A 13,725-nucleotide genomic window follows, 5' to 3' on the forward strand; every position below is an offset into this window, starting at 1 on the left:
CGGGGCTGAACCACCCTGCCCCGGTCAGAGGTTGAAACGGCGTTGCGGGGCCAGCAGGCCACTGTCGTCGACCTGGCCCAGGCCCTGGACAGCATCGTCCGGACCGAACACGGCCACCAGGCCATGCGGCCAGGACGCGCCACGCTGGCGCTGACCCACGCAGAAGCGGTGGATCTGCTCGGCATCGAGGTCGACCCGCGGGTATTCAGCCAGGCCGGCTGCCAGCGGCAGCAGCAGCGCGTCCATGCCCGCCTCGTCGCCCGCCTCGACCATCGCCCGCAACTGGTCCAGGGTGACCATCGCCGGCTCGCGGAACGGCTCGACCCACAGCCGGCGCAGGGCGCTGATGTGGGCGCCACAGCCCAGGCTTTCGCCGAGATCGCGGGCCAGGCTGCGGATATAGGTGCCGGAGCCACAGGTCACGCGCAGCCGCAGCCGTTCCGGCTGCTGCTCCAGCACCTCGATGGCCTGCACCTGGACCTCGCGCTCGGGCGCTTCGATGGCATCACCGCGGCGCGCCTTCACATACAGCGGTTCACCGCCCTGCTTCAGCGCCGAATAGATCGGGGCACGCTGGCGGATGTTGCCGGTCAGTGGCGCCAGCGCAGCCTGCAGGGCTTCGGCGCTGATCGCCGGCACCGGGCGCTGCAGCAGCACCTGGCCTTCGGCATCATCGGTATCCGTGGTCTGGCCAAGCACGATCTCGGCGTCGTAGGCCTTGGCCGAACCCAACAGCAGGCCGGCGATCTTGGTCGCCTCGCCGAAGCACAGCGGCAGCAGACCGGTGGCCAACGGGTCGAGGCTGCCAGTGTGGCCACCCTTCTCGGCACGGAACAGGCGGCGTGCCACCTGCAGGGCGGAGTTGGAGCTCATGCCGGTCGACTTGTCGAGCAGCAGGATGCCATCCAGACGGCGGAACTGAATTCGGGTCATGACAGGAAAGTGTTGAGCCGAGCCGTGCTCGGCTGCCGCAGCGCGGTCTGTATCAGACATCGCGCAGCCGGAATGCAACAACGCCGGGCATGCCCGGCGTCGCGCGGTTATTCTTCGTCGCTCTCGCGACGCTTCTCGGCGGCCAGCGTATCGGGCAGGTCGCGCAGGATGTTGTCGATGTGCTCACCACGGTCGACCGAGTCGTCGTAGTGGAAATGCAGCTCCGGCACGTGGCGCAGCTTCATCGCACGGGCCAGGTCCATGCGCAGGCGGTAGCCCAGCTCCTTCAGGCCGGCCACGGCTTCAGCCGAACGTTCCGGCATCAGCGCGGTGACGAACACCTTGGCATGGGCCATGTCGCGGGTGATTTCCACGTCGGACACGCTCACCGAGGGCAACCCGTGCTCGCGCACGGCGTTGTGCACCAGGGTGCCGAGTTCACGGCGCAGCTGGGCGGAGACACGGTCGGTTCGATGGAAAGTCTTGGGCACGCGTCAGGCTCGTATGGGTTGCGTTGTTGCAGTTTACGGGATGAAACAGGACCGGCCCGTGAGGGCCGGTCCAGTGCAGCATTACAGGGTGCGCGGCACTTCGATACGCTCGAAGCACTCGATCTGGTCACCCGGCTTGACGTCGTTGTAGGCCTTCACCGCGATACCGCATTCGGTACCGTTGCGGACTTCCTCGACGTTCTCCTTGAAGCGACGCAGCGATTCCAGCTCACCCTCGAAGATCACCACGCTGTCGCGCAGCACGCGGATCGGCTTGTTGCGCTTGACCACGCCCTCGATGACCATCGAACCGGCGACGGCGCCCAGCTTGGAGCTGCGGAAGACGTCGCGGACCTCGGCGATACCGATGATCTCTTCGCGGATCTCCACGCCCAGCAGACCGGAAGCCACCTGCTTCACCTGATCGATCACGTCATAGATGATCGAGAAGTAACGCAGGTCGACGCCGTTGGATTCAATGATGCGACGGGCCGAAGCATCCGCACGCACGTTGAAGCCGATGACGGTGGCCTTCGAAGCGGCCGCCGAGTTGGCGTCCGATTCGGTGATGCCGCCCACGCCGGAGTGGATCACGTTGATGCGGATGTCTTCGTTGGACAGCGCGACCAGTGCCTGGCTCAGGGCCTGCACCGAACCCTGCACGTCGGCCTTGATGACCAGGTTGAGGACCTGCTGGCCCTCGCCCTTGCCCAGGGTCGCCATGATGTCTTCCATGCGGCTGCCAGCGGTGGCGACCAGGCGCGATTCACGACGCTTGGTCTCGCGCTGCTGGGCAACGTCCTTGGCCAGGCGCTCGTCCTCGACCACCACGAAGTCGTCACCGGCTTCCGGCACACCGGACAGGCCCAGGACCTGCACCGGGATCGACGGGCCGGCGAACTCCGGCTGCTTGCCGGTTTCGTCGAACAGCGCACGCACGCGGCCGTACTGGATGCCGCACACCAGGTAGTCGCCCTTCTTCAGGCGGCCCTGCTGCACCAGCACGGTAGCGACCGGGCCGCGGCCCTTGTCCAGCGACGATTCGATCACCACGCCCGAGGCGCGGCCTTCGTCAACGGCCTTCAGTTCCAGCAGTTCGGCCTGCACCGACACCGCGTCCAGCAGGTCGTCGATGCCCAGGCCGGTCTTGGCCGAGATCTCCACCATCTGGATGTCACCACCGAAGTCTTCGGCCACGACCTGCTCGGAGAGCAGCTCGTTCTTGACCCGCATCGGGTCGGCGCCGGACTTGTCGATCTTGTTGATCGCCACGATCAGCGGCACACCCGCCGAACGGGCGTGCTGGATCGCTTCCTTGGTCTGCGGCATGACGCCGTCGTCGGCAGCCACCACCAGCACCACGATGTCGGTCAGCTTGGCACCGCGGGCACGCATCGAGGTGAACGCGGCGTGGCCCGGGGTATCCAGGAAGCTGATGACGCCCTTGGGCGTCTCGACGTGGTAGGCACCGATGTGCTGGGTAATGCCGCCGGCTTCGCCGTGGGCGACCTTGGTGCGGCGGATGTAATCCAGCAGCGAGGTCTTGCCGTGGTCGACGTGACCCATGATGGTGACCACCGGCGGGCGCTGCACGGCTTCGCCCTGGTTTTCACCGGTCGAGGCCAGCAGTGCGTCTTCGGCGTCGTTGTCGTTGGCACGGATCGCCTTGTGGCCGAGTTCTTCGGTCACCAGCGCAGCGGTGTCGTGGTCGATGGACTGGGTGATGGTCGCCATCACGCCCATCTTGAACAGCGCCTTCACCACCTCGCCGCCCTTCAGCGCGAGCTTCTGCGCCAGGTCGGCCACGGTGATGGTCTCGCCGATCGCCACTTCACGCACGACCGGTGCGGTCGGACGCTCGAAGGCGTGCGGACCGGCGTTGTTGCCACCACGCGACATGTCGCGACGGCCACCGCTCTGGTTGCGGCCACCCGGACGACCACGGTTGTTGCTGTTGTTGCTGTTGCCACGACGCGCACGGTCGGCAGCCGACAGATGCATCTGGCCGGCGAAACGGTCGCCCGGGCCACGCTCGTTGCGCGGCGCGCTGCGGTTGTTGCGGTCGTCGCTGCGCGGCGGCGGCGGCGGAGCACCACGCGGCGCAGCCGGGGCGGCAGCCGGGGCGCGCGGCGGGCGCGGCGCGGTTTCGTCGATCGGAGCGCGCACCTTGGGCTTGCTGGCAGCCAGCGCCTCGGCAGCCTTGGCAGCAGCCGCAGCTTCCTCGGCCGCCTTCTTCTCGGCTTCAGCACGCTCCTTGGCGGCAACCTCTTCCTCACGGGCACGGACGATGGCCTCGTCGCGCAGCCGATCCTTCTCGGCCAGGGCCTGCTGTTCGGCAAGGTTGCGGGCACGCGACTCTTCCAGCTTGCGCAGGATGTCGGCGCGCTCTTCGTCCGGAGTCATGGCGCGAGCACCATCCTTGACGTAGGTACGCTTCTGGCGCACCTCGACATTCACGGTCGTCTTGCTACGACCGGAATTGACCGTCACTTCCTGCTGCTTCCGGCGGTTGAGCGTGATCTTCTTTGCAGACTGATCGGTCTCTTCCGGGGCCTGCTCGGGCTTGCCGTGCGAACGACGAAGGAAGCCCAGGAGCTTTACCTTCTCGGAGCTGGTCACGACCTGGTCGGGACCGCTGAACTTCATGCCGGCACCGGCCAGCTGTTCCAGCAGTTTTTCGACCGGCGTGTTGACCAGTTCGGCAAGCTTGCGGATGGTGGTTTGCTGCGACATTCGGATCCTATGATCTTGTGGGCGCCCCCCCGCATGTGGAGGTGGCGCGGATTCTACGCCCTGAGCGGCTCAGGGCCCTGTTCATTGCCGGCTCATTCGCCGCGTTCCAGTCGGGCGATCTCCTCGGCACGGGCGGCCAGGATCAGCGCAGCGGCGCGCGCCTGATCCAGTCCTTCGATGCCGAAGTCCATGACCTCGTCGGCGGCCAGGTCGGACAGGTCCTCACTGGTACGCACGCCGTGGCCGGCCAGCGCATATGCGGTGGCTTCGTCCATGCCCTTCAGGGACAGCAGGTCCTGCGCCGGCTGGCCGTCTTCAAGGCCTTCCTCGACTGCCAGGGCCTCATTGAGCAGCGCATCGCGGGCACGAGCGCGCAGCTCTTCGACGATGTCCTCGTCGAAACCTTCCACGGCCAGCAGTTCGCCGACCGGGACATATGCGATTTCCTCGACGGTGCCGAAGCCTTCGCTGACCAGGATGCCGGCGATCTCTTCGTCCACTTCCAGCTTGTCCATGAACAGCTGGCGGGCCGAAGCCTGCTCGGCCTCCGACTTGGCGGTGACCTGGTCCTGGGTCATCACGTTGAGCTGCCAGCCGGTCAGGCGGCTGGCCAGGCGCACGTTCTGGCCACCCTTGCCGATCGCCTGGGCCAGGCGGTCTTCGGCGACGGCCAGGTCCATCGAGTGCTTGTCTTCATCGACGATGATCGACTGCACTTCGGCCGGCGCCATCGCGTTGATGACGAAGTTGGCCGGGTTGTCATTCCACAGCACGATGTCCACGCGCTCGCCATTGAGCTCGTTGGACACGGCCTGCACGCGCGAACCGCGCATGCCGATGCAGGCACCGATCGGATCGGTGCGCTGGTCGTGGGCCAGCACGGCGATCTTGGCGCGGTCGCCCGGATCGCGGGCGCAGGCCTTGATTTCCACCAGGCCCTGGCCGACTTCCGGCACTTCCAGCTTGAACAGCTCGATCATGAATTCCGGGGCGGCACGGCTGATGAACAGCTGCGGGCCACGCGGCTCCGAGCGCACTTCGGCCAGGTAGCCGCGCACGCGGTCACCGGCGCGCAGCACGTCGCGCGGAATGCCCTTGTCCTTCGGAATGAAGCCTTCGGCGTTGCCACCGAGGTCGACATAGATGTTGCCGCGCTCGGCGCGCTTGACCACGCCGGTGATCAACTCACCCACGCGATCCTTCCACGCATCCACGACCTGCTGGCGCTCGGCTTCGCGCACGCGCTGGACGATGACCTGCTTGGCGGCCTGGGCAGCGATGCGGCCGAAATCCGGGTTCTCGATCTGCTCTTCGATGTAGTCGCCGACGTCCACGCCCTCGGCTTCATCGACGGCGTCCATCAGGCGGATCTGACGGTCCGGCGATTCCATGACCACGTCATCGGCCACCACTTCCCAGCGGCGGAAGGTTTCGTAGCTGCCATCCTTGTGGTCGATGACCACGCGGGTCAGCACTTCCTCGTCGGGATAGCGCTTCTTCGCTGCCGAGGCCAGGGCGGCCTCGATGGCATCGAAGATCACTTCACGCGGCACGCCCTTCTCGTTGGCGACTGCGTCGACTACCAGCAACAGTTCCTTGCTCATTGGCTCACTCCGCGCGCGGCTTCTTTGCCGCCGGCTCGTTGGAAGAAGAATTCTTGTTCGGCTTCGGACGCTTCGGTGCCGGACCGGTCGGCTTGCTCGGGGCCAGCCCCAGCGCCACCCAGTCGGGCATGATCCGTGCCTTGTCGATGTTGTCGGCCGACACGACCACTTCCGCCTTGTCGACGATGAAGGTGATGGTGTCTGCGGCCTCGTCGGTCGCCTCGATGCGGCCCTGCAGGCGACGACGATTGTCCTGCGGCAGCTTCAGCGTGACCTTGGCCATTTCGCCGAGGTGACGGCCGAACTGCTCCAGGTTGAACAGCGGACGGTCGACGCCCGGCGAAGACACTTCCAGCGTGTAATTGCCGCTGATCGGGTCTTCGACGTCCATCTGCGCCGACACTTCACGGCTGACGCGTTCGCAGTCGTCGACATTGATGATGCGCTCGGGCTGTTCAGCCAGCGGCACGTCGATGTAAAGGCGCAGGGTCGCACCGCCGGGGGCCGGCAGATACTCAACGCCCAGCAGCTCCAGGCCCAGCGACACAACGGTCGGGGCGAGCAGATTCGCGATGTCGGTTGCCTTGTCGCTCACAGCCTGCCTTGATCTCTATGGTTGGGTGCCGGCCTTGGCCGGCGTGGAAACATGACGCCCCGGAAACGACAAAGGGCCCGTTGGGCCCCTTTTCCGGAAAGACTCCGGTGACTGGATTCCGGTTGCAACCTGCATTGCCTGCCGGTTGCGGCCCTCCTTCCGGGTCCGGACTCCCGCTGGGAGGCCGCCTTCAGGGGTACTGCTAGGCCGCTGATGATAGCGACTGCACCGCGCTGGTGCAAGGTGCGGACCCGGGGTCAGATCCCTTTTCCACGGGAAAAGGGATCTGACCCCAATCACTCGGAAACGACGCAGACCCCAAAGAAAAACGCCTTCGAAGCAGGACTTCGAAGGCGATTTCTTTACTTGGTAGCGGGGGCAGGATTTGAACCTGCGACCTTCGGGTTATGAGCCCGACGAGCTGCCAGACTGCTCCACCCCGCATCAGAAGCGGAATTATGAGTGAATGCTTCAAAACATGCAAGCCTTCCCTCATTCATCAAACCGGTTGGCGCCGATATGAAGTTGGTAGCGGGGGCAGGATTTGAACCTGCGACCTTCGGGTTATGAGCCCGACGAGCTGCCAGACTGCTCCACCCCGCACCGGAAGTGTTTGAACTGCTGCCCTGCTCTTTCGAGGAGGGCTACCGCAACGATGTTCTGGCTGAACCGCTGCAGTGACAACTCAGGCTGCGCATATTACACGAATCGCGCAGCTTTGTGTCAACTTTTATGCAAGATGCGCAAATGCCTGCTGGCACCAGACCATGATCGGGTTCCAGGCCAGGCCCAGGGCCAGCAGTGCCAGCGCGTTCACGCCCAGCACCACGCCCAGCACGCGGTCGTTGCTGCGCGGCATGGCCTCGCCCACCGGCTCATCGAAGTACATGACCTTGATGACACGCAGGTAGTAGAAGCAGCCGACCACGGCGCACAGCACGCCGAGGATGGCCAGCCACAGCAGGCCGCCGTTGACGGCCGCGCCCAGCACCGCCAGCTTGGTCCAGAAGCCCAGGAACGGCGGGATGCCGGCCAGCGACGCCATGATGCACAGCACCAGGCCGGCCATCCACGGGTTGCGGGCATTCAGGCCCTTGAAGTCTTCGATGTTCTCGGCTTCGAAGCCGGCACGCGACAGCGCGATGATCGCACCGAAGGCGGCGGTCGACATGATGGCGTAGGCCAGTGCGTAGAACAGTGCGGCGGCATAGCCCTGCGAACCGCCACCGGCGATGCCCATCAGCAGGAAGCCGATGTGCGAGACGGTGGAGAACGCCAGCATGCGCTTGAGGTTGCTCTGCGCGATGGCCATCAGGTTGCCGATGACCAGCGAGACCGCGGCCAGGCCGGCGATCAGCAGCTGCAGTTCGGTCGACAGCGGGCCCACGCCCATTTCCAGCAGGCGGTACGCCATGCCAAAGGCGGCCAGCTTCGGCGCCGAGCTGATGAACAGTGCGATCGGTGCCGGGGCACCCTGGTACACGTCCGGCAGCCACATGTGGAACGGCGCGGCACCCAGCTTGAAGGCGACACCGGCGATCATGAACACCGCACCGGTGATCAGCAGCACGCGCTCTTCAGAGTGCGGGATGGCCTCGCGGATGACGTCCAGGTGCAGGCTGCCGGTGGCGCCGTAGATCAGCGACATGCCGTACAGCAGCAGGCCCGAGGCCAGCGAACCGAGCACGATGTACTTCATCGCCGCTTCCGAGGCCAGGCCGTTCTCGCGGTTGCTGGCGACCAGGGCGTAGGAGCACAGCGCCAGCAGTTCCAGGCCCAGGTAGACCATCAGCAGGCTGCCGGCCGAGACCAGGATCATCATGCCGGCGGTGCCGAACAGGATCAGCACCGGGATCTCGCCCTGGAACAGGTTGCGGTCACGCAGGTAGCGCCAGCCGTAGACCAGGGTCAGGCCGCTGAGGAGCACGATCCCGGTCTTCATCACGTCCGCGGCGGTATCGCGCACGAACATGCCATGGAAGACCTCCCCCTGCCCGCCCACGCCGGTGGCCAGCATGAACAGCACCACGGCCAGCGCAGCGAGCGAGAACAGGTGGGTGACGATCTTGTTCCGGTTGCTGACGAACAGGTCGAGGATCATCAGGGCGAAGGCGCTGCCGATCAGCACCAGCTCGGGAGCGAGCGGTGGCAGGTCAGCGGCGGTCAATGGCAGCAGCGGCGAGGTGGTCATCATCAAATCCTGGAATTACAGCAGCTTGCTGGATGCGATCTGCATCGCCAGCTTCGCGATCGAGGGCTCCATCAGGTCGGTCAGCGGCTTGGGATAGATGCCCAGCGCCAGCACGCCAATGGCGAACACGCCCAGCACCAGCCATTCGCGGCCGTTGATGTCCTTCAGTTCGGCAACATGGCTGTTGGCCACTTCACCGAAGAAGATGCGCTTGTACAGCCACAGGGTGTAGGCGGCGCCGATGATCAGGGTGGTGGCCGCGCCCAGTGCGATCCACGGATTACGCTGGAAGGCCGACAGGATGACCATGAACTCGCCGACGAAACCGCTGGTACCCGGCAGGCCCGCATTGGCCATGAAGAACAGCATGGCGAAGGTGGCGAACCACGGCATCACGTTGACCACGCCGCCGTAATCGGCGATGCGGCGGCTGTGCATGCGGTCGTACAGCACGCCGACGCAGGAGAACATCGCGCCGGACACGAAGCCGTGCGAGATCATCTGCACCATGGCGCCCTGCAGGCCCAGGCGGGCGGCATCGGCGTTGCCGGCTTCACGCACCAGCCACAGGGCGATGAAGGTGCCCAGGGTGACGAAGCCCATGTGCGCGATCGACGAATAGGCGATCAGCTTCTTCATGTCGTCCTGCACCAGGGCGACCAGGCCGACGTAGATCACCGCGATCAGCGACAGCGCGATCACCAGCCAGGCCCATTCCTGCGATGCGTCCGGGACGATCGGCAGGTTGAAGCGCAGGAAGCCGTAGCCACCGATCTTCAGGGCGATGGCGGCCAGGATCACCGAACCGGCGGTCGGCGCCTCCACGTGGGCATCCGGCAGCCAGGTGTGGACCGGGAACATCGGCACCTTGACCGCGAAGGCGATCAGGAAGGCGAAGAAGATCCAGGTCTGTTCCTTGGCCGACAGCGGCAGCGCGTACAGGTCGGCCAGCTGGAAGCTGCCGCCCTTCATGTACAGGTAGATCAGCGCCACCAGCATCAGCACCGAGCCGAGGAAGGTGTACAGGAAGAACTTCAGCGCAGCATAGATGCGGCGCGGGCCACCCCAGACACCGATGATCAGGAACATCGGGATCAGCATCGCCTCGAAGAACACGTAGAACAGCATCGCGTCCGTCGCCGAGAAGATACCGACCGTGACGCCTTCCAGGATCAGGAAGGCCGCCACGTACTGGTTCACGCGCTTGTCGATGGCGCTCCAGGCGCCGATCAGGGCAAGCACGCTGACCAGGGTGGTCAGCAGGATCAGCGCCACGGCAATGCCGTCCACGCCCAGGTTGTAGCCGATCTTGTACGCCGGGATCCAGGCATGGGTCTCGACGAACTGCAGACCGTCGATGCCCGCGTTGTAGCCGCTCAGCAGCGAGAGGCTCGCCACGAACGTCAGCACCGCTACGCCCAGCGACGCCCAGCGGGCGGTCTGCGCATCACGGATCGCAAGGATCAGGGCGCCACCGAGGATCGGCAGCCAGATGAGGACACTGAGTAGAGGCCAGTTCGACACGTCTTCTTATTCCGTACAGGTCATCAACGCAGGTAATGCATCAGCACGCCCAGCAGGGCAATCAGGCCGATGATCATCGCGAAGGCGTAGTGATAGAGGAAACCGGATTGGGTGCGACGCAGCACGCCGGCTGCAACGTCCACAACACGTGCCGAGAGATTGACCACGCCGTCGACGATGTTGCTGTCGATCCAGCGCGAGACCTTGCCCAGCTTGACGCTGCCACCGGCAAAGCCATCGATCCACAGCTTGTCGAAGCCGTACTTGTTTTCCAGCACCGACACCAGCGGAGCGAAGGTCTTGCGAGCCTTGCCCGACAGGTCCGGCTTCCACAGGTAGAACAGTGCGGCCAGCAGGAAGCCCGCAACGGTCAGCATGAACGCCGGAGCCATCATGCCGTGCAGCGCGAAGGCAACCGGGCCGTGGAACTCTTCACCCAGGAAGCCGATGGTGTTCTTGGCCGGATCGTAGAAATCGACGACGCCGGTGAAGAACGTATGCGCCTGGCCCTTGATGGCATCGTGCGCGTGGTTGCCGGCCCAGTCGGTGCCGTACAGCATCGGACCGATGCTGAAGAAACCGATGGCGATCGACGGGATGGCCAGCAGGATCAGCGGCAGGGTCACCACCCACGGGGTTTCGTGCGGCTCATGCGGACCGTGGCCATGGCCGTGGTCATCGTGATGCGCATCGCCGTGGTGGGCGTCGGCGGCGTGGTGATCGTCATGGCCGTGACCATGATCGTCATGATGCGCGTCGCGGAAACGCTCCTTGCCGTGGAAGGTCAGGAACAGCAGGCGGAAGCTGTAGAAGCTGGTGACGATCACGCCCCCCAGCACCGCCCAGTAGCCATAGGTGGCCACCCAGTTGTTGGACAGGTGCGCGTGCAGCTCGGCGGCCTCGATGATGGTGTCCTTCGAGTAGAAGCCGGAGAAGAACGGCGTACCGACCAGTGCCAGGGTACCGATCCACATGGTGATGAAGGTGATCGGCATGTACTTGCGCAGGCCGCCCATCTTGCGCATGTCCTGCTCGTGGTGCATCGCGATGATGACCGAGCCGGCACCCAGGAACAGCAGCGCCTTGAAGAAGGCGTGGGTCATCAGGTGGAACACGGCGGCCGAGTAGGCCGACACGCCCAGGGCGACGGTCATGTAGCCCAGCTGCGACAGCGTCGAGTACGCAACGACGCGCTTGATGTCGTTCTGCACGATGCCGATCAGGCCGGTGAAGAACGCGGTGGTGGCACCGATGAACAGCACGAAGTTCAGCGCGGTCTGCGACAGCTCGAACAGCGGCGACATGCGGGTGACCATGAAGATACCCGCGGTCACCATCGTCGCGGCGTGGATCAGTGCCGAGATCGGGGTCGGGCCTTCCATCGAGTCCGGCAGCCACACGTGCAGCGGGACCTGGGCCGACTTGCCCATGGCACCGATGAACAGGCAGATGCAGATGACGGTGGCGATCGACCAGATCACCGGCTCGTTCAGCAGCTGCATGCCCAGGATCGTGCCGTCCCAGATCTGCAGCTGGGCACGCGGGTCAGCCAGCATGCCGGCCTGAGAGAACACCTGCGAGTAGTCCAGGGTGCCGAACACCCACAGCACGCCGGCGATGCCCAGCAGGAAGCCGAAGTCACCGACGCGATTGACCAGGAACGCCTTCATGTTGGCGAAGATCGCGGTCGGGCGCTTGAACCAGAAGCCGATCAGCAGGTACGACACCAGGCCCACCGCTTCCCAGCCGAAGAACAGCTGCAGGAAGTTGTTGCTCATCACCAGGGTGAGCATCGAGAAGGTGAACAGCGAGATGTAGCTGAAGAACCGCTGGTAGCCCGGATCGTCCTGCATGTAGCCGATCGTGTAGATGTGGACCAGCAGCGACACGAAGGTCACCACCACCATCATCATCGCGGTCAGCTTGTCGACCATGAAGCCGACATGCGCGGAGTACTGGCCAACTTCGAAGAACGTGTAGATGTTCTGGTTGAACGGCTGTGCGCCACCCCAGATCAGCTGGTAGAGCGTGTACATCGACAGGCCGCAGGCAACCGCGACGCCGAGGATGGTGATGGTCTGCGCGCCGAAGCGCTTGACCTGGCGACCGAACAGGCCGGCGATGATGCTGCCGAACAGCGGTGCAAGCACCACTGCGATCAACAGACTCTTGGAGAGAGTGATTTCCATCTGTGGATCAGCCCTTCAACGAATCGACTTCGCCGACATTGATCGTGCGGCGGGTGCGGAACAGGGTCACCAGGATCGCCAGGCCGATGGCGGCTTCCGCGGCGGCGACGGTCAGGATGAAGAACACGAACAGCTGGCCGGACGGATCGCCCAGCTGACGCGAGAAGCCGACGAAGTTGATGTTCACCGACAGCAGCATCAGTTCGATCGACATCAGCAGGACGATGACGTTCTTCCGGTTGAGGAAGATGCCGGCCAGGCTGATGGCGAACAGCACCGCGCCGAGCGCAAGCATGTGGCCAAGGGTAATCACGGCTGGGTCTCCTCGCCGGCGGCCGGCTTGCTGTTGCTGTGCACGACCGGTGCCTCGGCGCCCATCTTGACCATGCGCAGGCGCTGGCCGGCCTTGACCATGGTCTGCTCGCCCGGGTTCTGGCTCTTCACGCCGGTACGGCGACGCAGGGTCAGCATCACGGCGGCAACCACGGCCACGGTCAGGATGACGGCGGCAAACTCGAACGGCAGCAGGTACTCGGTGAACAGCGTGCGCGCCAGCCAGGTGACGTTGGAGCTGTCGGCAGCGACCGCGGCGGCGTTGTCGGCCGGGAACGGGGTCACCGCCCTGCCCTTCACGCCGATCAGGATCAGCATCTGCACCAGCATGGCCACGGCAACGATCAGGCCGACCGGCAGGTAGCGCACCCAACCCTCACGCATCTTGGTGGGGTCGATGTCCAGCATCATCACCACGAACAGGAACAGCACCATCACCGCGCCGACGTAGACCAGCACCAGCGCCACGCCGAGGAATTCGGCGCCCACCAGCAGCCACACGCAGGCGATGGAGAAGAAGGTCAGCACCAGGCAGAGCACGGCGTGAACCGGGTTGCGCACGCTGATCACCGCACCGGCCGAAACCGTTGCCGCGATGGCGAACACCCAGAAAGCGATATTTACCCAATCCATCTCTCGACCTCAGCGGTAAGCGGCATCGGCGGCGCGACGCTCGGCGATCTCGGATTCGAGACGGTCGCCCAGGGCCAGCAGCTGCGGCTTGGTAACGATGTTTTCGCCACGATTCTCGAAGTGGTACTCGAGGATGTGGGTTTCGACGATCGAGTCCACCGGGCAGCTTTCTTCACAGAAGCCGCAGAAGATGCACTTGAACAGGTCGATGTCGTAGCGAGTGGTACGGCGGGTGCCGTCTTCGCGCTTGGCCGAGTCGATGGTGATGGCCAGTGCCGGGCACACCGCTTCGCACAGCTTGCAGGCGATGCAGCGCTCTTCACCGTTGGGGTAACGGCGCAGGGCGTGCAGGCCACGGAAACGCGGCGACTGCGGGAACTTCTCCATCGGGTACATCATCGTGTACTTGGGCTTGAAGCTGTACTTCAGCGTCAGCCAGAGACCGGCCAGCAGTTCGAGCAGCAGCAGGCTCTTGAAGTAATGGGTAATCCTGTTCATC

Annotated in this window: 11 protein-coding genes and 2 tRNA genes; all 13 read right to left on the reverse strand. The window is 64.7% G+C overall.

The genetic code is table 11. From position 1 onward, the window contains the following. Positions 1-24: 24 nt before the first annotated feature. The 13 genes from truB to nuoI all read right to left on the reverse strand — a co-directional run bounded on the left by truB (position 25) and on the right by nuoI (position 13,724). Positions 25-933, reverse strand: coding sequence for a tRNA pseudouridine(55) synthase TruB (gene truB / locus EGM71_RS14375; RefSeq protein WP_188485455.1), 909 nt, complete (start codon positions 931-933; stop codon positions 25-27). Between the two features lie 107 nt (positions 934-1,040). Continuing rightward, positions 1,041-1,424 (reverse strand): 30S ribosome-binding factor RbfA, encoded by a 384-nt coding sequence (rbfA, locus tag EGM71_RS14380; RefSeq protein WP_005410447.1) that lies wholly within the window; start codon positions 1,422-1,424, stop codon positions 1,041-1,043. A gap of 81 nt (positions 1,425-1,505) precedes the next feature. After that, the gene (gene infB / locus EGM71_RS14385; protein WP_188485456.1) at positions 1,506-4,157 is read right to left on the reverse strand and encodes a translation initiation factor IF-2; all 2,652 of its coding nucleotides are present in this window, start codon (positions 4,155-4,157) and stop codon (positions 1,506-1,508) included. 92 nt (positions 4,158-4,249) lie between these two features. After that, on the reverse strand, positions 4,250-5,761 hold the full coding sequence (gene nusA, locus EGM71_RS14390) for a transcription termination factor NusA (protein ID WP_005410449.1): 1,512 nt from the start codon (positions 5,759-5,761) through the stop codon (positions 4,250-4,252). Positions 5,762-5,765: 4 nt separating this feature from the next. Then, positions 5,766-6,356: a ribosome maturation factor RimP gene (gene rimP / locus EGM71_RS14395; RefSeq protein ID WP_014037945.1), complete on the reverse strand. Its 591-nt coding sequence runs from the start codon at positions 6,354-6,356 to the stop codon at positions 5,766-5,768. A 367-nt stretch (positions 6,357-6,723) separates the two neighbouring features. Further along, a tRNA-Met gene (locus EGM71_RS14400) sits at positions 6,724-6,800 on the reverse strand. An 82-nt stretch (positions 6,801-6,882) separates the two neighbouring features. Further along, positions 6,883-6,959: transfer RNA gene (locus EGM71_RS14405), tRNA-Met, on the reverse strand. A 127-nt stretch (positions 6,960-7,086) separates the two neighbouring features. Beyond that, positions 7,087-8,547 (reverse strand): NADH-quinone oxidoreductase subunit NuoN, encoded by a 1,461-nt coding sequence (gene nuoN / locus EGM71_RS14410; RefSeq protein WP_075677141.1) that lies wholly within the window; start codon positions 8,545-8,547, stop codon positions 7,087-7,089. 15 nt (positions 8,548-8,562) lie between these two features. Next, positions 8,563-10,071, reverse strand: a complete 1,509-nt coding sequence (locus tag EGM71_RS14415) for an NADH-quinone oxidoreductase subunit M (protein WP_188485457.1) — start codon at positions 10,069-10,071, stop codon at positions 8,563-8,565. Between the two features lie 23 nt (positions 10,072-10,094). Beyond that, the gene (nuoL, locus tag EGM71_RS14420) at positions 10,095-12,260 is read right to left on the reverse strand and encodes an NADH-quinone oxidoreductase subunit L (protein ID WP_188485458.1); all 2,166 of its coding nucleotides are present in this window, start codon (positions 12,258-12,260) and stop codon (positions 10,095-10,097) included. A 7-nt stretch (positions 12,261-12,267) separates the two neighbouring features. Beyond that, positions 12,268-12,573 carry an NADH-quinone oxidoreductase subunit NuoK gene (nuoK, locus tag EGM71_RS14425; protein WP_005410454.1) on the reverse strand — a complete coding sequence of 102 codons (306 nt, stop codon included), beginning with the start codon at positions 12,571-12,573 and terminating at the stop codon, positions 12,268-12,270. Next, positions 12,570-13,226, reverse strand: a complete 657-nt coding sequence (locus EGM71_RS14430; protein WP_093999837.1) for an NADH-quinone oxidoreductase subunit J — start codon at positions 13,224-13,226, stop codon at positions 12,570-12,572. The genes nuoK and EGM71_RS14430 overlap by 4 nt, the downstream gene beginning before the upstream one ends. A gap of 9 nt (positions 13,227-13,235) precedes the next feature. After that, positions 13,236-13,724: an NADH-quinone oxidoreductase subunit NuoI gene (nuoI, locus tag EGM71_RS14435; RefSeq protein WP_005417924.1), complete on the reverse strand. Its 489-nt coding sequence runs from the start codon at positions 13,722-13,724 to the stop codon at positions 13,236-13,238. Position 13,725: the final 1 nt, after the last annotated feature.

Source organism: Stenotrophomonas maltophilia, from assembly GCF_006970445.1.
Taxonomy (GTDB): domain Bacteria; phylum Pseudomonadota; class Gammaproteobacteria; order Xanthomonadales; family Xanthomonadaceae; genus Stenotrophomonas; species Stenotrophomonas maltophilia_AU.

Excerpts from the sequence above, each read along its gene's own strand:
- truB (WP_188485455.1), bottom strand. The coding sequence starts at position 933 with ATGACCCGAATTCAGTTCCGCCGTCTGGATGGCATCCTGCTGCTCGAC.
- infB (WP_188485456.1), bottom strand. The coding sequence starts at position 4,157 with ATGTCGCAGCAAACCACCATCCGCAAGCTTGCCGAACTGGTCAACACG.
- nusA (WP_005410449.1), bottom strand. The coding sequence starts at position 5,761 with ATGAGCAAGGAACTGTTGCTGGTAGTCGACGCAGTCGCCAACGAGAAG.
- nuoN (WP_075677141.1), bottom strand. The coding sequence starts at position 8,547 with ATGACCACCTCGCCGCTGCTGCCATTGACCGCCGCTGACCTGCCACCG.
- nuoL (WP_188485458.1), bottom strand. The coding sequence starts at position 12,260 with ATGGAAATCACTCTCTCCAAGAGTCTGTTGATCGCAGTGGTGCTTGCA.
- EGM71_RS14430 (WP_093999837.1), bottom strand. The coding sequence starts at position 13,226 with ATGGATTGGGTAAATATCGCTTTCTGGGTGTTCGCCATCGCGGCAACG.
- nuoI (WP_005417924.1), bottom strand. The coding sequence starts at position 13,724 with ATGAACAGGATTACCCATTACTTCAAGAGCCTGCTGCTGCTCGAACTG.